The sequence below is a fragment of the Streptomyces sp. NPDC055632 genome (assembly GCF_053618675.1).
The window spans coordinates 72821-92588 of the sequence record NZ_JBSHHY010000024.1 but is presented as its reverse complement, the minus strand read 5'-3'; the positions used below and the strand labels follow the sequence as shown (position 1 = coordinate 92588).

17 protein-coding genes are annotated in these 19768 nt (G+C 72.3%); 4 read left to right on the top strand and 13 right to left on the bottom strand.

What is annotated here, in order from left to right; genetic code table 11:
• The first annotated feature begins 66 nt into the window (after positions 1 to 66).
• Positions 67 to 2334 (top strand): ATP-binding protein, encoded by a 2268-nt coding sequence (locus ACWGSR_RS26700; protein WP_453569637.1) that lies wholly within the window; start codon positions 67 to 69, stop codon positions 2332 to 2334.
• Between the two features lie 28 nt (positions 2335 to 2362).
• Here ACWGSR_RS26700 and rpsD read toward each other — a convergent pair whose 3' ends face one another.
• Complete coding sequence (rpsD, locus tag ACWGSR_RS26695) at positions 2363 to 2977, bottom strand: 30S ribosomal protein S4 (RefSeq protein WP_030214918.1); 615 nt, start codon at positions 2975 to 2977, stop codon at positions 2363 to 2365.
• 206 nt (positions 2978 to 3183) lie between these two features.
• On the opposite strand from rpsD, the gene ACWGSR_RS26690 reads away from it, so the two are divergent.
• Positions 3184 to 3879 (top strand): DUF2470 domain-containing protein, encoded by a 696-nt coding sequence (locus ACWGSR_RS26690; RefSeq protein WP_453569635.1) that lies wholly within the window; start codon positions 3184 to 3186, stop codon positions 3877 to 3879.
• 5 nt (positions 3880 to 3884) lie between these two features.
• Here the strand turns inward: ACWGSR_RS26690 and ACWGSR_RS26685 are convergent, their stop codons facing one another.
• The 4 genes from ACWGSR_RS26685 to ACWGSR_RS26670 all read right to left on the bottom strand — a co-directional run bounded on the left by ACWGSR_RS26685 (position 3885) and on the right by ACWGSR_RS26670 (position 8032).
• A complete protein-coding gene (locus tag ACWGSR_RS26685) occupies positions 3885 to 5240 on the bottom strand; it encodes a replication-associated recombination protein A (RefSeq protein WP_376239199.1) in 1356 nt (451 codons plus the stop codon).
• Between the two features lie 66 nt (positions 5241 to 5306).
• Positions 5307 to 5918, bottom strand: a complete 612-nt coding sequence (locus tag ACWGSR_RS26680) for a vitamin K epoxide reductase family protein (RefSeq protein WP_383326675.1) — start codon at positions 5916 to 5918, stop codon at positions 5307 to 5309.
• A gap of 135 nt (positions 5919 to 6053) precedes the next feature.
• The gene (gene hisS / locus ACWGSR_RS26675; RefSeq protein WP_453569631.1) at positions 6054 to 7316 is read right to left on the bottom strand and encodes a histidine--tRNA ligase; all 1263 of its coding nucleotides are present in this window, start codon (positions 7314 to 7316) and stop codon (positions 6054 to 6056) included.
• Positions 7317 to 7324: 8 nt separating this feature from the next.
• Entirely contained in the window at positions 7325 to 8032 is a 708-nt protein-coding gene (locus ACWGSR_RS26670) for an MBL fold metallo-hydrolase (RefSeq protein WP_376239160.1), read from the bottom strand.
• Between the two features lie 164 nt (positions 8033 to 8196).
• Here ACWGSR_RS26670 and ACWGSR_RS26665 point away from each other — a divergent pair, with 164 nt between their 5' ends.
• Together ACWGSR_RS26665 and ACWGSR_RS26660 are read left to right on the top strand one after the other, a co-directional pair.
• A complete protein-coding gene (locus ACWGSR_RS26665) occupies positions 8197 to 8994 on the top strand; it encodes a peptidylprolyl isomerase (RefSeq protein ID WP_376239158.1) in 798 nt (265 codons plus the stop codon).
• 201 nt (positions 8995 to 9195) lie between these two features.
• Complete coding sequence (locus tag ACWGSR_RS26660; RefSeq protein ID WP_376239155.1) at positions 9196 to 10425, top strand: DUF349 domain-containing protein; 1230 nt, start codon at positions 9196 to 9198, stop codon at positions 10423 to 10425.
• Positions 10426 to 10495: 70 nt separating this feature from the next.
• Here the strand turns inward: ACWGSR_RS26660 and ACWGSR_RS26655 are convergent, their stop codons facing one another.
• The 8 genes from ACWGSR_RS26655 to ruvC form a co-directional block, all read right to left on the bottom strand.
• Complete coding sequence (locus tag ACWGSR_RS26655) at positions 10496 to 12973, bottom strand: RelA/SpoT family protein (RefSeq protein WP_376239153.1); 2478 nt, start codon at positions 12971 to 12973, stop codon at positions 10496 to 10498.
• 211 nt (positions 12974 to 13184) lie between these two features.
• A complete protein-coding gene (locus ACWGSR_RS26650) occupies positions 13185 to 13736 on the bottom strand; it encodes an adenine phosphoribosyltransferase (protein WP_453569625.1) in 552 nt (183 codons plus the stop codon).
• Positions 13733 to 14809 carry a protein translocase subunit SecF gene (secF, locus tag ACWGSR_RS26645; protein ID WP_376239148.1) on the bottom strand — a complete coding sequence of 359 codons (1077 nt, stop codon included), beginning with the start codon at positions 14807 to 14809 and terminating at the stop codon, positions 13733 to 13735. Before secF ends, ACWGSR_RS26650 begins: the two co-directional genes overlap by 4 nt.
• A 1-nt stretch (position 14810) precedes the next feature.
• Positions 14811 to 16577, bottom strand: a complete 1767-nt coding sequence (secD, locus tag ACWGSR_RS26640) for a protein translocase subunit SecD (protein WP_453569621.1) — start codon at positions 16575 to 16577, stop codon at positions 14811 to 14813.
• 145 nt (positions 16578 to 16722) lie between these two features.
• Positions 16723 to 17193, bottom strand: coding sequence for a preprotein translocase subunit YajC (yajC, locus tag ACWGSR_RS26635; protein WP_366377604.1), 471 nt, complete (start codon positions 17191 to 17193; stop codon positions 16723 to 16725).
• A gap of 165 nt (positions 17194 to 17358) precedes the next feature.
• Positions 17359 to 18459 carry a Holliday junction branch migration DNA helicase RuvB gene (gene ruvB / locus ACWGSR_RS26630; RefSeq protein ID WP_453569617.1) on the bottom strand — a complete coding sequence of 367 codons (1101 nt, stop codon included), beginning with the start codon at positions 18457 to 18459 and terminating at the stop codon, positions 17359 to 17361.
• Positions 18460 to 18509: 50 nt separating this feature from the next.
• The gene (gene ruvA, locus ACWGSR_RS26625; protein ID WP_453569614.1) at positions 18510 to 19139 is read right to left on the bottom strand and encodes a Holliday junction branch migration protein RuvA; all 630 of its coding nucleotides are present in this window, start codon (positions 19137 to 19139) and stop codon (positions 18510 to 18512) included.
• Positions 19136 to 19702: a crossover junction endodeoxyribonuclease RuvC gene (gene ruvC / locus ACWGSR_RS26620; RefSeq protein ID WP_376239140.1), complete on the bottom strand. Its 567-nt coding sequence runs from the start codon at positions 19700 to 19702 to the stop codon at positions 19136 to 19138. Before ruvC ends, ruvA begins: the two co-directional genes overlap by 4 nt.
• Positions 19703 to 19768 lie beyond the last annotated feature (66 nt).

Here is a 19768-nt window from a genome sequence, read left to right as displayed (position 1 = left end):
GCGCGAGACGCCCGTCACGGGATCCGGTTGTACGCAGCGCGCGCGGGTGAGTACGCTCCGTGTCCCATGCGACGGAGCAATCTCCCGGTGGAGCTGAACCGGTTCGTCGGACGGGCCGCCGAGCAGGCCGCACTGACGGCGCTCCTCGGAACGTCCCGCCTGGTCACGGTCGTGGGCGTGGGCGGGGTCGGCAAGACGCGGCTCGCGCTGCGGACGGCCGCCGGGGTGCAGAAACGCTACGGCGACGGGGTCCGGTTCGCCGGGCTCGCGTCCCTGCGCGACCCGGACCTGGTGGCGCACGCCCTGGCCGAGGCGCTCGGGCTCACGGACCACACGCCGAGGCCGCCGCGCGAGGTGCTGGTGGAGCACCTCGCGGAGCGGCACGTCCTGCTGGTCCTCGACGGCTTCGAGCACCTGGTGGAGAGCTGCGCCCCGCTGGTGCGGGAGCTGCTCGCGCACGCGCCGGGCCTCACCGTCCTCGCGGCCGGGCGCAGGCCGCTGCGGGTGGCGGGCGAGGCGGTGTTCCCGCTGGCGCCGATGGGCGAGGCGGACGCGGTGGCGCTGCTGGCGGAACGGGCGGCCGAGGCGGGGGCCCCGGTGCTGCCGGGAACGTCGGCGGGCACGGGCGGCACGGACGCCTTCGCGCACCTCGGCGGCACGGACGCCCTCGCGGGCCCGGACGGTGCGAGCACGGTCACGGGCCCCGACCGTACGGTCTCCGAAGTGCCGCAGGCCGTAAGGGAGTTGTGTCGGCGGCTCGACGGGATTCCGCTCGCCCTCGAACTGGCGGCCGGGCGGCTGCCCCTGCTCTCCCCCGAGCAGATGCTGCAGCGGCTCGACGACCGCTTCCGGCTCCTCGCGGACGGCGAGCGCGGGGCGCTTCCCCGCCACCGGGCACTGCGGACGGCGATCGGCTGGAGCCACGAGCTGTGCACGCCCCCGGAGCGGCTGCTGTGGGCGCGGCTCTCGGTGTTCGCGGGCCCCTTCGACCTGGAGGCGGTGGAGTACGTGTGCGGGGGCCGCGAGCTGCCGCCGGAGCGGATCCTGGACCTGCTCGGCGGGCTGCTCGCTCAGTCGCTCGTGTCGCGGGAGGACACGCCGGCGGGCCCGGCCTACCGGATGCTGGACACGGTCGCCGCGTACGGGGCGGAGTGGCTGGCGGCGCTCGGCGACACGGAGCGGATGCGGCGCCGGCACCGCGACTGGTACATGGGCCTGGCCACCTGGTGCGAGCTGGAGTGGTTCAGTCCGCGCCAGGCGGAGGTGGCGGCGCGCACGGACGTGGCGCTGCCCGACCTGCGGGCGGCCCTGGAGCTGTGCCTGGAGCTTCCGGAGGACGCGCACCTCGCCCAGCACATGGCGGGCACGCTCTGGTTCGCCTGGGCGGGCTGCGGGCGCCTCTCGGAGGGCCGGTACTGGCTGGACCGGGCGCTCGCCCTGGAGTCCGGGCACCAGGAGGCGCGGCTGAAGGCGCTGTGGGTGCTCGGGTACGTGGCGGTCCTCCAGGGGGACGGCACGGCGGCGGTGGCGGCGCTCCACGAGTGCGGGGAGCGGGCCAGGTCCTCGGGGAACGCGCTGGCGGAGGCGTACGCGACGCACCGGATGGGCTGTCTGGCGCTGCTCACGGACGACACGGCGCGCGCGGAGGAGCTGATCGGGCGGGCGCTCGACTCCTACCGGGAGCTGGGCGAGCTGAACAGCAACGTGCTGATGGGCCAGGTCGAGGTGGCGATGGCGCGGGCCTTCCGGGGCGACCTGGAGGGGGCGGTGGCCCTCTGCCGGGAGGTCCGGGAGATCTGCGAGGAGCGCGGGGAGCTGTGGACGCGGGCGTACGCCCTCTACGTCCTGGCGTACGCGGCGTGGACCCGGGACGCGTACGGGGAGGCGCGGGAGCTGCTGACCGAGTGCGTCGCGATCGACCACGCCTTCCACGACCTGGTGGGGCTCGTCCTGGCGATCGAGCTGCTGGCGCTCGTGACGGTGAGCGAGGGGGATCCGGCGGAGGCGGCGGTGCTCCAGGGGGCGGCGGTGTCCCTGTGGGACGCGGTGGGCGTCCGGCTCTTCGGCTCGGAGTCGTTCGGCGGTCCGGGAGAGCTGTGCGAGGGGCGGGCGCGCGAGGCGCTGGGCGCGGAGGCGTACGAGGAGGCGTTCCGGGAGGGGCGGGGGCTCTCGGCGGACGCGGTGGTGGAGCGGGCGCTCGCCGGGCGCCGGGATCCGGCCACGGGCGGCCCGGCGGCGCCGCGCCCGTTCCGTACGGGCCGGCCGGCGGGGGTCCCGGGAACGCGGAAGCCCGCCGGCTCCCCCACCGGAAAGGGCGGGGAAGCGGCGGGCTGAACACCGCGTGGGTGGTACCGCGCCTGCGTCAGCGGGCGTAGTACTCGACGACCAGCTGCTCGTCGCAGATGACCGGGATCTCCTTGCGGTTCGGGTCGCGGTCGAGGCGGAACGCCAGCGCCTTCAGGTTGACCTGGAGGTAGCGGGGGGTCTCGCCGTCGGCGGCGAAGCCACCCTCACGGGCGACCTCGAACAGCGGCTTGGTGCGGCTGCGCTCGCGGACCATGACGACGTCGTCCGGACGGACGCGGAAGGACGGCTTGTCGACCTTCTGGCCGTTGACCTGGATGTGGCCGTGGACGACCATCTGGCGGGCCTGGTAGATGGTGCGGGCGATGCCCGAACGCAGGACCAGGGCGTCGAGGCGACGCTCGAGCTCGACGACCAGCGCCTCGCCCGTCTTGCCCTCGGCCTTCTTGGCGCGGTCGTAGGCGCGCGCCATCTGGCGCTCGCTGATGTCGTACTGGGCGCGCAGGCGCTGCTTCTCGAGCAGACGGACCTTGTAGTCCGAGTTCTGCTTGCGACCACGGCCGTGCTCGCCCGGCGGGTACGGGCGGGCCTCGAAGTACTTGACGGCCTTCGGCGTCAGCGCGATACCGAGCGCACGGGACTTCTTGACCTTGGGACGCGACTGGTTAGGCACGTTCTCCAGACCTCCGTTGTAGGTTAGGTTAGGCTCACCTTACTCAAGGAGATCGCATGTCTCGCCCGGGGAACACCACACGCATCACGGACGGCAACACAAAGAACGACGCCCCATCCATGGATGAAGCCCTGGATGGCATCGATACGACGGAGGTCCGATCAGCTCATGGTCAGCCGCGTCCCAGCGGACTTGAAATCGCGCGGATGCCGTCAGCAGCCGAGCGCACACGAACTCTCGTACAGAGTACATGCTCCGGCGTACTGCTGATCCCGGGGGCCGAGGGGCACCGTCCCGAGCAGCTCGCGCCCGAGGCGCGGGCCGTGGGCCCCGACGGTGAGGTCTTCCTGCTCTACCCCGCCGACGCCCCGCCCGTGCGGGCCGCCACGCACGCCGTGGACGACGAGCTGCCGGTCGTGCTCGAACTCACGGACGTGGCCCCCGTCTCCGTCCCCCACCGCATCCGGGGCCGCGCCTGGGTCTCCGGCTGGCTGACCTGTCTGCCGGGCGTCGCCGAGCAGGGCCGCATGATGCTGCGCCTGGAGGTCGGGGAGGCGCGCGTGGACGACCTGTGGGGCACCGCCGGGATCGACGCCGAGGAGTTCGCGGCCGCCGCCCCCGATCCGCTGCACGCGCACGAGACGGAGCTCCTCCAGCACCTGGCGGCGGCGCACGGCGACCGGCTGCGGGAGCTGACCTCGCTGCTCGGCGACCGCTCGGCCGCCCTCGTCCCCACCCGGGACGTGGCCCCGCTCGCCCTCGACCGCTTCGGCCTGCGGGTCCGCTTCAGCGCGGGCCCCGGGGACTGCTTCGACGCCCGCTTCGACTTCCCCGAGCCGGTGCGGGAGATCTCCGGGCTGCGCCGCGAGATGCACCGGCTCTTCGAGGCCGCCCGCGCCTGAGCGCGCTACCGCTCCTCGCCCTTCAGGCGCGTCCGCGTCCACTCCACCACGTCCGCGTACCTCGCCTCCCCGCCGTGGCGGGTGGGCTCGTAGTACCGGCGGCCGTGGATCGCGTCCGGGGCGTACTGCTGGGCCGCGATGCCGCCCGGCACGTCGTGCGGGTACACGTACCCCTGCGCGTGGCCGAGCTTGGCCGCGCCCTTGTAGTGGCCGTCGCGCAGGTGCGCCGGGACCGGGCCCGCGAGGCCGCCCCGCACGTCCGCGAGGGCGGCGCCGATCGCGGTCGTCGCCGCGTTCGACTTCGGGGCCAGGGCCAGGGCGATGGTGGCGTGGCTCAGGGTCAGCGCCGCCTCGGGGAAGCCGATCATGGCGACGGCCTGGGCGGCGGCGACGGCGATCGGCAGGGCGTTCGGATCGGCGAGGCCGATGTCCTCGCTCGCGGAGATCATCAGGCGCCGCGCGATGAAGCGCGGGTCCTCCCCCGCCTCGATCATCCGCGCCAGGTAGTGCAGGGCCGCGTCCACGTCCGAGCCCCGGATCGACTTGATGAGCGCGCTGGCCACGTCGTAGTGCTGGTCGCCGTCCCGGTCGTACTTCACGGCGGCCCGGTCGACGGTCTCCTCCACCGTCAGGAGGGTGATCTCCGCCTCCTTCTTGGCGAGGGCCGCGCCGGCGGCGGCCTCCAGGGCGGTCAGGGCGCGGCGGGCGTCGCCGCCCGCGACCCGGAGGAGGTGGGACTCGGCGTCCTCCGGCAGGGTCACGGCCCCGCCGAGGCCGCGCTCGTCCGTGAGCGCCCGGGCGAGCAGCCCCTTCAGGTCCTCGTCGGTCAGCGGCTCCAGGGTGAGGAGCAGCGAGCGGGAGAGGAGCGGGGAGATCACGGAGAAGTAGGGGTTCTCGGTGGTGGCGGCGATCAGCGTCACCCAGCGGTTCTCGACGGCCGGCAGCAGGGAGTCCTGCTGGGCCTTGGAGAAGCGGTGGATCTCGTCGAGGAAGAGGACGGTCTCCTTGCCGTAGCCGCCCACCGCGCGCCGGGCCCCGTCGATGACGGCCCGGACCTCCTTGACGCCGGCGGTGATGGCGGACAGCTCCACGAACCGCTTGTCCGTGGCCTTCGAGACGACGTACGCCAGGGTGGTCTTCCCGATGCCCGGCGGGCCCCAGAGGATCACGGAGGAGGCTCCGGCGGGGCCGCCGTCGCCGTCGTCCACGAGCCGGCGCAGCGGCGATCCGGGCTTGAGCAGGTGCTGCTGCCCCACCACCTCGTCGAGGGTGCGGGGGCGCATCCGGACGGCCAGCGGGCTGCTGGACGGGTCCTTCTCCTGGCGGTCTTCGGCGGCTGCGGTAAAGAGGTCGGGCTCCACGTTCATGAAGCCTAGGTCACGCCGCCGACAACGGAGCCGGGGCCGGCCCGTCCGACGTCGCCGGGATCAGCCCGTCCAGAAGTCCCACCAGCGGGTCAGGACCAGCATGCCGATGATCCCGATGTGCAGGGCGGGCAGGACCCAGGTGAACTCGCCGAAGAAGGTCCTCAGGCCGGCCGGGGCGGGGATCACGCCGTGGCGCACGTTGTGCGAGGTCACGTACCAGAACATGACGATGGTCCCGACCCAGGCCAGGCAGCACCACAGGCAGAGCGCGTTGATCTCGTACAGCGACTGGTAGGTGAGCCAGGCGCAGAAGACGACGCCGAAGAGGGTGCCGGCGTTGAGGCCGAGCCAGTACCAGCGCCGGTAGCGGGCCCCGGCGAGCAGGCCGACGCCGATCGCGATCACCATGCCGTACGTGACGAGGCCGAGCATCGGGTTGGGGAAGCCGAAGACCGAGGCCTGCTCGCTCTTCATGATGTTGCCGCAGGAGACGACCGGGTTGAGGCTGCACCCGGGGGTGAAGCCGGGATCCTCCAGGAGCTTGAACTTGTCGATCGTGATGACCCAGGCGGCGAGCAGTCCGGCCGCGCCCGTGATCACCAGGAGCCAGGAGAAGGCGCGGCCCGCTCCGATCGTGCCGGGTGCCGGGTCGTCCACCGCTGCTTTCGTCATGTTTCCGATCCATCGCTCGCGGGCTGCTGGGCACGGTCATTCTGCCGTACGGAGCCCCGTGCCCACCGTTCGGTGGAGATAAGGAAGGGCCCGGGCGCGCGTGCGCACCGGGCCCCTCCTCCGTACGACCGGGCGTCAGGTCAGTTCGGCCCGTACCGCGTCCAGGAGGCCGTCCAGGGCGACCGCCCGCTGTTCGCCGGTCTCCATGTCCTTGAGCTGGACGACGCCCTCGGCGAGGTCGCGCTCGCCGGCCACGACGGCGAAGCGGGCGCCCGAGCGGTTGGCGTCCTTCATGGAGCCCTTGAGGCCCTTGCCACCGAAGGAGAAGTCCGCGGCGATCCCGGCCCTGCGCAGCTCGGTGACCTTGCCGAAGAGGATCCGGCGGGCCTCCTCGCCGAGGGCGACGGCGAAGACGCTGGTGGCGGAGGGCAGGTCGAGCGCGACGCCCTCGGCCTCCAGGGCGAGGACCGTGCGGTCCACGCCGAGCGCCCAGCCGACGGACGGCAGCGCGGGGCCGCCGATCATCTCGGAGAGGCCGTCGTAGCGGCCGCCGCCGCCGACCGCCGACTGCGAGCCGAGACCGTCGTGGACGAACTCGAAGGTGGTGCGGGTGTAGTAGTCCAGGCCGCGCACCAGCTTGTCGTCGTCCTCGAAGACCACGCCCGCCGCCGTGATCAGGGCGCGCACCTCCTCGTGGTACGCCTTGCACGCGTCGCACAGGTAGTCGCGCAGGAGCGGGGCGCCGACCAGCTGCTTCTGCACGGACTCGCGCTTGTCGTCGAGGACGCGCAGCGGGTTGATCTCGGCGCGGCGCAGGGTGTCCTCGTCGAGGTCGAGCCCGCGCAGGAAGTCCTGGAGGGCCTCCCGGTAGACCGGGCGGCACTCCTTGTCGCCGAGCGAGTTCAGCAGGATGCGGAAGTTCCGCAGGCCGAGGGAGCGGTAGGCTCCGTCGGCCAGGATGATCAGCTCGGCGTCGAGCGCCGGGTCCTCGGCGCCGATCGCCTCGGCGCCGACCTGCGAGAAGTGGCGGTAGCGGCCCGCCTGGGCCCGCTCGTAGCGGTAGTACGAGCCGGAGTACCAGAGCTTGACCGGCAGGTTGCCGAGCTTGTGCAGATTGCCCTGGAGCGCCGCGCGCAGGACGGACGCGGTGCCCTCAGGGCGCAGCCCCAGCTCCTCACCGCCCTTGGTGGTGAGGGTGTACATCTCCTTGCTGACGATGTCGGTGGACTCGCCGACACCGCGGGAGAACAGCTTCACGTCCTCGAAGCCGGGGGTCTCGACGTAGCCGTAGCCGGAGTTCCGCAACGGGGTGGCGATCGCCTCGCGCACCGCGAGGAAGGTCGCGGAGCGGGGCGGCAGCAGGTCGTACGTGCCCTTGGGGGCCTTGAAGGTGCTCACGTGAGTCGTCACATTCCTCGTCGGGGAGCGTCGGGGCTCCCGAGGCCGGCGGCCACCTGCCGGAGGTAGGGGTTGGTGGCGCGTTCCTGGCCGATGGTCGTCTGGGGACCGTGTCCCGACAGCACCACGGTCGAGTTGTCGAGGGGCAGGCACACGCGGGCCAGCGATCCGAGCATCTCGTCCATGTCACCGCCGGGCAGGTCGGTGCGTCCGACGGAGCCGGCGAACAGCAGATCCCCGGAGAAGAACACGGAGGGGACCTCCGTGGTCTCGGGCATCCGGAAGGTCACCGACCCCTTGGTATGGCCGGGCGCGTGGGCGACGGAGAACTCCAGACCGGCGAGCTTCAGCTCGGAGCCGTCGGCGAGCTCGCGCACGTCGTCGGGCTCTCCCACGGTCAGCTCGCCCATGAGGGGCATCCCGACGGAGCGGCCGAGGGCCCTCTCCGGGTCGCTCATCATGTAGCGGTCGGACGGGTGGATCCACGCGGGGACGTCATGGGCGCCGCACACCGGGACGACGGAGGCGACGTGGTCGATGTGTCCATGGGTGAGGACGACGGCGACGGGCTTGAGACGGTGCTTCTTGAGCGTCTCCTCGACTCCCTGGGCGGCCCGGTGGCCGGGGTCGATGATCACGCACTCCTCGCCTGCGGCGGGGGCGACCAGGTAGCAGTTGGTGCCCCAGGCCCCGGCGGGGAACCCGGCAATCAGCACGTTCGTCCTTAGATGTCGTCCGGCACGGGGGCGCGGAAATCACGGGAATGACGGGATTCGGCAGATCAGAGCCTACCGGCGGTGCCGGTTCCACAGCCAACCCGTATACGGTACGGGCACATCCGGCCAGGACAGGAACAGACGAGCGACAAGGAGCGGACCCGGTGGTCACCAGCGATCAGCGGCGGCGGCAGCTTGCCAGGGAGAAGTACGTGCGGCAGCAGCAGCGGCGGGAGGAGAAGCGCCGCAAGGACAGGCGCCGCAACACCGTCGTCGCCGCCGTCCTCGCGGTGGTGCTGGCCTCGGGCGGCGCCGTGTACGCCTCGGTGGCGCTGTCGGACGGCTCGAAGAAGGGCTCGGACGGCGCGGCGGGCGACACGGCCACCACTCCGGCGCCCTCGCCGTCCCAGGAGTCCGAGAGCCCGGAGCCGAAGCTCACCGTGGACCGGAAGGCTTCGTACGACATGGCGCTCAAGACCAACGCGGGCGACATCACGATCACCATGGACGCGGCGAAGACCCCGCGCACGGTGAACTCCTTCAAGCACCTCGCGGACAAGAAGTACTTCGACGGGACCAAGTGCCACCGCCTCACCACGCAGGGCATCTTCGTGCTCCAGTGCGGCGACCCCCAGGGCACCGGCTCGGGCGGCCCCGGCTACACCATCCCGGACGAGAACCTGGACTCCCTCGGCAAGGCGGGGGCGGACGGCGCGGTGACCTTCCCGGCCGGCACCGTGGCCATGGCGAACACGGGACAGCCGGGCACCGGCGGCTCGCAGTTCTTCCTCGTCTACAAGGACACCAAGCTGCCGCCGACCTACACCCCCTTCGGGAAGATCGACGCGGCCGGCCTCAAGGCGGTCCAGGAGGTCGCGAAGGCCGGTGTCGAGGGCGGCGCCACGGACGGCGCCCCGAAGAAGGCCGTCACCGTCGAGAAGGCCACCGTCACGAAGAAGTGAGCCCGCGCGTCCGCACCGGCGGGCCGACCGTCGAATCTCGGTCGCGCTGAGTGCGGACAGCCGGGCCGCGGTTCGCCTAGATTGGCGGTGTGCAGCGTGGGCCGTCGGCCGCGCTGCGGAAGGCGGGCGAGGCCCGCCGGGAAACTGTGGACGATGCCCGCGGGGTGCGACCCTGCGACGGCATCATGGTGAGGAGGCGCTGTGAGCAGCGACCCGTGGGGCCGCGTCGACGAGACGGGCACCGTGTACGTGCGGACGGCCGAGGGTGAGCAGGTCGTCGGATCGTGGCAGGCCGGCACCCCCGAGGAGGCCCTGGCCTACTTCGAGCGCAAGTACGAGGGCCTGGTGGTCGAGATCGGCCTCCTCGAGAAGCGGGTGAGGACCACCGACCTCTCGGCGAAGGACGCCAACGCGGCGATCGAGCACATCCGGCACCAGGTCGACGAGCACCACGTCGTCGGCGACCTGGCCGCGCTCTCCGCCCGGCTGGACAAGCTCGTCGGGACGGTCGAGTCGCGCCGCGAGGAGCGCCGGGCCCAGAAGGCGAAGCAGGCCGACGAGGCGCGTGCCGCCAAGGAGAAGCTCGTCACGGAGGCCGAGGAGCTGGCCCAGAGCGAGCAGTGGCGTTCGGCGGGCGAGCGGCTGCGGGCGCTCGTGGACACCTGGAAGGGCCTTCCCCGGCTCGACCGCAAGTCCGACGACGAGCTGTGGCACCGCTTCTCGCACGCCCGCTCGGCGTTCTCGAAGCGCCGCAAGGCCCACTTCGCGTCCCTGGACGCGCAGCGCGAGGACGCCCGCAAGGCGAAGGAGCGCCTGGTCGCGGAGGCGGAGTCGCTGTCGAACTCCACCGACTGGGGCGCCACGGCGGCCCGCTACCGCGAGCTGATGACGGACTGGAAGGCGGCCGGCCGCGCCCAGCGCGAGCACGAGGACGACCTGTGGAACCGCTTCCGCGGCGCCCAGGACGTCTTCTTCGCGGCGCGCGGCGAGGTCTTCGCCGAGCGGGACGCGGAGCAGGGCGAGAACCTCAAGCTGAAGGAGGAGCTCGCGGCCGAGGCCGAGAAGCTCGTCCCGGTGACGGACCTGAAGGCGGCCCGCGCGGCCTTCCGCTCCCTCAACGAGCGCTGGGAGGCCGTCGGCCACGTCCCGCGTGACGCCCGTCCCAAGGTCGAGGGCCGGATGCACGCGGTGGAGCGGGCGATCCAGGAGGCCGAGGAGGCCGAGTGGCGCCGGACGAACCCGGAGGCGCGCGCGCGTGCCGCGGGTCTGACCGGTCAGCTCCAGGACGCGGTCGAGAAGCTGCGCAAGCAGATCGACGCGGCCCGCGCCGCCGGCAACGACGCCAAGGCCGACAAGCTCTCGCGCGAGCTGGAGGGCCGCCAGGCCCTGCTCGACCAGGCCCTGAAGGGTCTGGAGGAGTTCGGCGGCTGATCCGGCACCCGACGACGAGGAGGGCGGTCCCGGTACGTACCGGGACCGCCCTCCTCGTGTGTCCGTACCGCTACGGCCGGCGGGCCGAGGTCACGCGGTACACGTCGTAGACGCCCTCCACGCCCCGCACGGCCTTCAGGACGTGGCCCAGGTGCTTCGGGTCGCCCATCTCGAAGGTGAAGCGGGAGGTGGCCACCCGGTCGCGGGAGGTCTGGACGGCCGCCGAGAGGATGTTGACGTGCTGGTCCGAGAGGACCCGGGTGACGTCGGAGAGCAGCCGGGAGCGGTCCAGGGCCTCGACCTGGATGGCGACGAGGAAGACCGAGGACTGGGTCGGGGCCCACTCGACCTCCAGGATCCGCTCCGGCTCACGGGACAGCGAGTCCACGTTGACGCAGTCGCTGCGGTGGACCGAGACCCCGCTGCCCCGGGTGACGAAGCCGATGATCGGGTCGCCGGGGACGGGGGTGCAGCAGCGGGCCAGCTTCACCCAGACGTCCTCGACGCCCTTGACGACGACGCCGGGGTCGGCGTTGGAGCGGCGCTTGGAGCGGCCGCGGGTCGGCGGCGCGGACTCGTCGATGTCCTCGGTGGCGGCCTCCTCGCCGCCGAGCGCCTGGACCAGCTTCTGCACGATGGACTGGGCGGTGACGTGGCCCTCGCCGATCGCCGCGTACAGCGAGGAGATGTCGCTGTAGCGCATCTCGTGGGCGAGGGTGACGAGGGAGTCGCCGGTGAGGATCCGCTGGATCGGCAGGTTCTGCTTGCGCATGGCCCGCGCGATGGCGTCCTTGCCCTGCTCGATGGCCTCGTCCCGGCGCTCCTTGGAGAACCAGGCGCGGATCTTGTTGCGGGCGCGCGGGGACTTGACGAAGCCGAGCCAGTCGCGGGAGGGACCGGCGCCGGCGGCCTTGGAGGTGAAGACCTCGACCAGGTCGCCGTTGTCGAGGGTCGATTCGAGCGGGACGAGCCGCCCGTTGACCCGGGCCCCTATCGTGCGGTGGCCGACCTCGGTGTGGACCGCGTAGGAGAAGTCGACGGGGGTGGCGCCGGCAGGCAGCGCGATGACGTCGCCCTTGGGCGTGAAGACGAAGACCTCGTTGCGGGAGAGGTCGAAGCGCAGGGACTCCAGGAACTCGCCGGGGTCCTCGGTCTCCTTCTGCCAGTCGAGGAGCTGGCGGAGCCACGCCATGTCGTTGAGGTGGTCGTCCTTGCCGGTCTTCTTCGGCACGTCGGTGCGCACCTTGGAGGCGCCGGCGACGGCCTCCTGCTTGTACTTCCAGTGCGCGGCGATGCCGTACTCGGCGCGCCGGTGCATGTCGAAGGTGCGGATCTGGAGCTCGACGGGCTTGCCGTTGGGTCCGATGACCGTCGTGTGCAGCGACTGGTACATGTTGAACTTCGGCATCGCGATGTAGTCCTTGAACCGGCCGGGGACCGGGTTCCATCGCGCGTGGACGGTACCGAGGGCCGCGTAGCAGTCGCGGACGGTGTCCACGAGGACGCGGATGCCGACCAGGTCGTAGATCTCCGCGAAGTCCCGGCCGCGGACGATCATCTTCTGGTAGACGCTGTAGTAGTGCTTGGGGCGGCCGGTGACGGTGGCCTTGATGCGGGCGGCGCGCAGGTCGGCCTGGACCTCGTCGGTGACGACGGCCAGGTACTCGTCCCGCTTGGGGGCGCGCTCGGCGACGAGCCGGACGATCTCGTCGTACATTTTGGGGTAGAGGATCGCGAAGGCGAGGTCCTCCAGCTCCCACTTGATGGTGTTCATGCCCAGGCGGTGGGCCAGGGGCGCGTAGATCTCCAGGGTCTCGCGGGCCTTCTTCTCCTGCTTCTCCCGCTTGAGGTAGCGCATGGTGCGCATGTTGTGCAGGCGGTCGGCGAGCTTGATGACCAGGACGCGCGGGTCCTTGGCCATGGCGACGACCATCTTGCGGACGGTCTCGGCCTGGGCGGCCTCGCCGAACTTGACCTTGTCGAGCTTGGTGACGCCGTCGACGAGCAGCGCGACCTGGTCGCCGAAGTCCCGGCGGAGGGTGTCGAGGCCGTACTCGGTGTCCTCGACGGTGTCGTGCAGGAGCCCGGCCATCAGGGTCGCCGGGTCCATGCCGAGCTCGGCGAGGATGGTGGTGACGGCGAGCGGGTGCGTAATGTACGGGTCGCCGCTCTTGCGCTTCTGGCCGCGGTGCCAGCGCTCGGCGACCTGGTAGGCCCGCTCGATCTGGCGCAGCGTGGCCGTCTCGATCTTGGGATCGTTGGAGCGGACGATCCGGAGCAGCGGTTCGAGGACCGGGTTGTACGGGGAGGAGCGCTGCACGCCGAGCCGGGCGAGGCGGGCGCGGACGCGGTTGGACGAGCCGCCCGAGCGGGCGGGCGCGGTCGGCGCGGGGCGCGCGGCCGGAGCGGCCGCGGGGGCCGGCTCGGGCGCGGCGGGCGCGGGCCCGGTCTCCGCGGGCTTGTTCTGGGGCGTGCCGGTCCCCGGCGCGGCCTTTTCGGCCTTCGGGTCGGGCTGCGCGGCGGAGAGTGGCTGGGCCTCGTCTGGCAAGAGCGCTCCTCGTGCGTCTCCGGGTCCCCCGGTCAGGCCCGGAACGGCCATGGTATCGAGCCCGGACCCGCGCTGCTCACGCGGCCGGGGAGTGAACGGATCCGGCCACGGGCGGCATCCGCTCCCGGGCGGCCGGACCGGGGCACTCCGGAAAACGACGGGGGCGCCCCGGGGATTCCCCGGAGCGCCCCGTACGGGCCGGAGCCCGGTGTCAGACGGTGATCAGCGCCGTGAGCGGAGCGCCCTTCAGGGCCGGCTCCAGACGGGCGCGGCCCGGCAGGAAGCCCAGCTCCATGAGGACGGCGACGCCCGCGACCTCGGCGCCGGCACGGCGGATGAGCTCGACGGAGGCCTCGGCCGTGCCGCCGGTGGCGAGGACGTCGTCGATGACCATGACGCGGTCGCCCGCGGCCAGGTCCTCGGCGTGCACCTCGATCTCGGCGGTGCCGTACTCCAGCTCGTACGCCTGGCGGAGCGTGGCCCCGGGGAGCTTGCCGGCCTTGCGGACCGGGATGAAGCCCAGGCCCGCGCGGACGGCCACCGGGGCGGCCAGGATGAAGCCGCGCGCCTCCAGGCCGACGATCTTCGTCGCGCCGTGCGCGGAGCACAGCCCGGCGAGGGTGTCGGTGAGCAGTCCGAACGCCTCCGGGTCCGCGAGCAGCGGCGTGATGTCCTTGAACAGCACGCCGGGCTTCGGGTAGTCCGGTACGTCGCGGATGCGGCTGAGCAGGAGGCCGGTGACGTCCTGGGCCCCGGCGGTCATCCTCGGTGCTCCTGGGCGCGGCCCCGGCGTCCGGCCCGGGGGCCGACGACGGCGGCCTCGGTGCCGTCGGCGAACGCGTCGCCGTCCGCGGACTCGCCCTTGGCGGCGGCGCTGGCCCGCTTGGCCAGGACGCGCTTCTTGAGGGCCTTGATCGCCGGGTCGCGCTCCTTGAGGTCGGCGACGAGCGGGGTGGCGATGAAGATCGACGAGTACGCGCCGGCCGCGAGGCCCACGAACAGCGACAGCGAGATGTCGTTGAGCATGCCGGCGCCGAGGACGCCGCCGCCGATGAAGAGCAGGCCGGCGACCGGCAGCAGCGCGACGACGGTGGTGTTGATCGAACGGACCAGGGTGCCGTTGATCGAGCGGTTGGCCAGCTCGCTGTAGGTGAAGCGGGTCTGCTTCGTGATGTCCTTCGTGGACTCCTTGAGGGAGTCGAAGACGACCACCGTGTCGTACAGCGAATAGCCCAGGATCGTCAGCAGGCCGATGACCGTGCCGACGGTGACCTCGAAGCCGACCAGGGAGTAGATGCCCACGGTGATGGTGAGGTCGTGGATGAGGGCGATGAGCGCCGCGACCGCCATTCTCCACTCGAAGGCGATGGCCAGGTAGATCACCACCAGGATCATGAAGATCCCGAGACCGGTCCAGGCCTTGTTGGCGATCTGCTCGCCCCAGCTCGGACCGACCAGCTCGGCCGCGATCTTGTCCTCGGCGACGTTCAGGTCCTTGGCCAGCTCCGAGCGGACCTGGTCGGACTGCGCGGTGTCGAGGCCGCCGACCTGGATGCGGAGCGAGCCGTTGCCGAGCTGCTGGACGATCGCGTCGTGGCCGGAGGCCTCCTCCGCGTACTCCTGGGCCTGGCTGACGGAGACGTCCGACTTCGGGGTGGTGAAGACGGCGCCGCCCTGGAACTCGATGCCCATGTTGAGACCGCGGACGGCCAGGGCGACGATGGCGGTGATGGTGATCAGGATGGACAGGCCATACCAGATCTTGCGGTTGCCGATGAAGTCGTAGCCGACCTCACCGCGGTGGAGTCGGGCGCCGAGATCTCCGAGCTTCGACATCTCACGCCTCCTTCGGGTCGACAGGGCCGGCGGGGGCGTTGGTGCGGCGGGCGCGGCGCAGCGGCGGCTTGGCGCCGAGGCGCTTCGGGTCCAGGCCGGACCACGGGTGGCCGTCGCCGAAGAACTTGGTCCGCGCGAGCAGCGTCATGATCGGCTTGGTGAAGAGGAACACCACGACGATGTCGAGCAGGGTGGTCAGGCCGAGCGTGAACGCGAAGCCCTGGACCTTGCCGACGGTGACGATGAAGAGCACGGCCGCGGCCAGGAACGACACGAAGTCGGAGACCATGATGGTGCGGCGGGCGCGCGGCCAGGCGCGCTCGACGGCCGGGCGGAGCGTGCGGCCCTCGCGGAGCTCGTCGCGGATGCGCTCGAAGTAGACGATGAACGAGTCCGCCGTGATGCCGATGGCGACGATGGCGCCGCAGACGGCCGGCAGGTTCAGCGCGAAGCCGATGGCCGGGCCGAGCAGGGACATGATCACGTAGGTCAGCAGCGCGGAGACGCCGAGGCTGAGGATGGCGATCAGCGACAGGCCGCGGTAGTAGGCGACCAGGTAGATGATGACCAGGGCGAGGCCGATGGCGCCGGCGATCAGGCCGGCCTCCAGCTGGTCGCCGCCGAGCGCGGCGGTGACGGTGTCGACGCTCTGGGTCTGGAAGGAGAGCGGCAGGGCGCCGTAGGACAGGATGTTGCCGAGGTCCTGGGCGGACTGCTGGTTGAAGCTGCCGGAGATCTCGGCGCTGGCGCTCAGCGTCTGGCGCACCGAGGGGGCCGAGACGACCTCGCCGTCGAGGACGATCGCGAACCGGTTCTGGGGGTCGGACTGCTGCGACAGCTTGCCGGTGATCGACTGGAACTTCTTCGACCCGGCGTCGGTGAAGTCCATGGTGACGATCCACATGCCGCGCTGCTGGTCGAAGGCGCCCTTGGCGTCGTCGACGTCGCGGCCCTCCACCTCGGCCGGGCCGAGGAGGTACTTCGACCAGACGCCCGGGGCGTCCTCGCCGCAGGCCACGGTGGGCTCGGACGGCTTGACGCCCTGGCCGGCGGCGGTGCGCTGCTTGGGGTCGAGGCAGTTCAGGGCGGTGAACTTCTGCTCCAGCGCCGCGGTGGCGGCGTCGGGCGTGGGGGTCGCCTCCGGGGTCCCGGTGGCCTTCGGCGTCGCGGAGGACGAGGCGCTGCCGGTGGGCGTCGGGCTCGGGGCCTTGAGGGCCTCGGTGAGCGCGCGGCCCTGGGTGGAGGCGGTGGCCGACGGGGTGGCCGACTTCTCGCCCGCGGTGGCACCGGAGGGGGTGGCCGACGGCTTCGGCGAGGCCGAGCCCGAGGGGGTGGCGGTCGGCGCGGCCTGGGGCGCGCCGTTCGTCACCGCGAGGACGGGCCGGAAGTAGAGCTGGGCGGTGGTGCCGACCTGCTCACGGGCCTGCTTCTCGTTCGTCCCGCGGGGGATGTTGACGATGATGTTCTCGCGGCCCTGGGTCTGGACCTCGGCCTCGGAGACACCCAGACCGTTGACACGGCGCTCGATGATGTCGACCGCCGTGTTCATGTTGGTCTCGTTGACCGCCGACTCCTGGCCGGGGTCGGCCTTGGCCTTGAGCGTGATCGACGTACCGCCGGCGAGGTCGATGCCGAGGCGCGGGGTGGTGTGCCCCGACCAAAACATGCCGCCGGTGAGCGCGACCATGGCGATCAGGATGAGTGCCAGGGCGCGGCCCGGCCGGCTCTGTCCCCCCGCCGGCCTTCGGCCCTTCTTCGGTGCTGCCACCTGTCGTATCTCCCTGTCCAACCGCCGCGCGACGGGTGTGTGCGCGACGGCCACGAAGTATGTGTGGGGACCATCCCCCGCAGACGTGGAACCGTTCGGGGGCGCGCGCACGCCGGTGGGCGTGCGCGCGGTGCCCCGGTCGCGATTACTTCGCGCCGGTCTCGCCGTCGGTCTTGCCGTCCTTCTCCCCCTCGGCGGCGGCCTCGGCCGCGTCCGACTTCTTCGTCAGGTCGGCCTTGGGCGCGTCCTCGGCCGTGGCGTCGGTGGCGCCGGTCAGCGAGGAGGCGTCGTCCGGGACGACGGTGTCGGAGTCCGAGGACTCGTCGCTGTCGTCGTCGCCGTGGACGATCCGGTTGTACTCGGAGTCCTGGAGGACCGCGCCGATCGCGTTCTTGGCGTAGACGGCGTGCACGCCCGGGGCGACCTCGAGGAGGACGGTCTCGTCGCCGATCTCCTTGACGGTGGCGTACATCCCCCCGATCGTGCGCACGCCGGTGCCGGGCTGCATCTCGTCGCGCATCTGCGCCGCCGCCTGCTGCTTCTTCTTGGCGGAGCGGGTCATCAGGAACATGGCCCCGATGAGGACGATGAAGGGGAGGAGGGTCACGATGTTCACGGGACGGGTTTCCTTCGCATGGTCGCGGAGAGCCCGCGGCCTGATCTTCGGGGGTGGGCACGCCGACCGGAAAGGGCGGCATCGGCGGAGTCTAGGCGAGTCCGCATCGCTGGAACAACGTCCAGCATCGCACCCCGGTTCCGGTACGGGCGAGCGTCCGCACCGTCACGCCCCGAAGAGCCCCTGTTGTCCCGTTCCCGCGCCGCTCCCCGCGCCGCCCGGGCCCGCTGCCTGCGGCGGAACGAGACCGAGGTGCGTCCAGGCGGCGGGAGTGGCGACCCGGCCACGGGGCGTGCGGGCCAGCAGTCCCTCGCGCACGAGGAAGGGTTCGGCGACCTCCTCGACGGTCTCGCGCTCCTCCCCCACCGCGACGGCGAGGGTGGACAGACCGACCGGTCCGCCGCCGAAGAGCTTGAGGAGGGCCTCCAGGACGGCGCGGTCGAGCCGGTCGAGGCCGCGGCCGTCGACCTCGTACACCCTGAGGGCGGCCTCGGAGATCTCCCGGGTGATCGCTCCGTCCGCCCTGACCTGGGCGTAGTCGCGGACCCGGCGCAGCAGGCGGTTGGCGATGCGGGGGGTGCCGCGGGAGCGGCCGGCGATCTCGGCGGCGCCGGCGGGGTCGATCGCGACGTCGAGGAGTCCGGCGGAGCGGTGGATCACGCGCTGGAGCTCGGACGGGTCGTAGAACTCCATGTGGCCGGTGAAGCCGAAGCGGTCGCGGAGCGGCGGCGGCAGGAGTCCGGCGCGGGTGGTGGCGCCGACGAGGGTGAAGGGCGGCAGTTCGAGGGGGATGGCGGTGGCGCCGGGGCCCTTGCCGACGATGACGTCGACGCGGAAGTCCTCCATCGCCATGTAGAGCATCTCCTCGGCGGGCCGGGACATGCGGTGGATCTCGTCGAGGAAGAGGATCTCGCCCTCCTGGAGGGAGGAGAGGATCGCGGCGAGGTCGCCGGCGTGCTGGATGGCGGGGCCGGAGGTGATGCGGATCGGGGCGTTCATCTCGGCCGCGATGATCATCGAGAGGGTGGTCTTGCCGAGGCCGGGGGCGCCGGAGAGCAGGACGTGGTCGGCGGTGGCACCGCGCTGCCGGGCGGCCTTGAGGACCAGGTCGAGCTGCTGGCGGACCTTCTCCTGGCCGACGAACTCGTTGAGGTCCTTGGGGCGCAGGGCCGCCTCGACGGCCTGGTCGTCGCCTTCCGCGGCGGCGTCGACGATGCGCGCCTCGGCGTCGGGTGCCCCGGCGGTGGTGTCGTCGTCCCAGTTCACGGTGGATGCCTTCTCGTTCGTACGGCCCGGCCGGGCGGGTTCGGGGGTGGTCAGCGGGCGCGGTTGAGGGTCTGCAGGGCGGCGCGGAGGAGTTGCGGCACGGGGGCGGTGCCGGTCTCGGCGAGGGCGGCCTCGGCCTGCGGGGTGACGGCGCCGACGGCCTCCTCGGCCTCGCGGCTCGCGTAGCCGAGGCCGATGAGGGCGGCGGTGAGCTGCTCGGTCCAGGGGGCGGGGCCGGAGGCGACGCGCTGGGCTCCGACGAGGCCGCTGCTGCCGAGGGGGGAGCCGAGCTTGTCCTTCAGTTCGAGCAGGAGCTTCTGCGCGCCCTTCTTCCCGATGCCGGGGACGGCCGTGAGGGCCTTCTCGTCCCCGGTGGAGACGGCGAGGCGCAGCGCGTCGGGGCTGTGGACGCCGAGCATGGCCTGGGCGAGGCGGGGGCCGACGCCGCTGGCGGTCTGGAGGAGCTCGAAGACCTGCCGCTCGTCGTCGTCGGCGAAGCCGTACAGGGTGAGGGAGTCCTCGCGGACGACGAGGGAGGTGGCGAGCCGGGTCTCCTCGCCGATCCGCAGTCCGGCGATGGTCGCCGGGGTGCACTGGAGGGCCATGCCCACGCCGCCGACCTGGACGACGGCCGTGGTGGGGGCGAGGGCGGCGACCTGGCCGCTGACGAAGGCGATCATCGGGTTCGGCCTTTCACTGCGGACGCGTGCCGGGCGGCCGCTTCCTGGAGGCGGTTCTGGGCGGCGACGGCCTGCTGGAGCCGGTTCTGGGCGGGGGCCCGCCAGATGTGGCAGATGGCGAGGGCGAGGGCGTCGGCGGCGTCGGCGGGCTTGGGCGGCTCGGAGAGCCGGAGCAGCCGGGTCACCATGGTGCCGACCTGGGCCTTGTCGGCGCGGCCGCTGCCGGTGACGGCGGCCTTGACCTCGCTGGGGGTGTGCAGGGCGACGGGGATGCCGCGACGGGAGGCGCAGAGCATGGCGACCGCGCTGGCCTGGGCGGTGCCCATCACCGTGCGCACGTTGTGCTGGCTGAACACCCGCTCCACGGCGACGAGTTCGGGCGAGAAGCGGTCGATCCACTCCTCTATGCCCCGCTCGATGCCGACCAGGCGCATGCCGATGTCGGCGTCCGCGGGCGTCCGCACCACTCCGACGCCGAGCATGGTCAGGGGCCGGCCGGCGACGCCCTCGACGACGCCGACGCCGCACCGGGTGAGCCCGGGGTCCACTCCGAGTACGCGCACGTCATCCCCCTCCCTTCGATCTCCTGTTTGAGCAGGCTATCGGCTGCCACCGACAACGCAGCGGGC

What these genes read in the sequence shown, in the direction of transcription:
- ACWGSR_RS26700 (WP_453569637.1), top strand. Translation starts at nt 67, where the DNA reads ATGCGACGGAGCAATCTCCCGGTGGAGCTGAACCGGTTCGTCGGACGG.
- ACWGSR_RS26690 (WP_453569635.1), top strand. Translation starts at nt 3,184, where the DNA reads ATGCCGTCAGCAGCCGAGCGCACACGAACTCTCGTACAGAGTACATGC.
- ACWGSR_RS26680 (WP_383326675.1), bottom strand. Translation starts at nt 5,918, where the DNA reads ATGACGAAAGCAGCGGTGGACGACCCGGCACCCGGCACGATCGGAGCG.
- ACWGSR_RS26650 (WP_453569625.1), bottom strand. Translation starts at nt 13,736, where the DNA reads ATGACCGCCGGGGCCCAGGACGTCACCGGCCTCCTGCTCAGCCGCATC.
- secF (WP_376239148.1), bottom strand. Translation starts at nt 14,809, where the DNA reads ATGTCGAAGCTCGGAGATCTCGGCGCCCGACTCCACCGCGGTGAGGTC.
- ruvA (WP_453569614.1), bottom strand. Translation starts at nt 19,139, where the DNA reads ATGATCGCCTTCGTCAGCGGCCAGGTCGCCGCCCTCGCCCCCACCACG.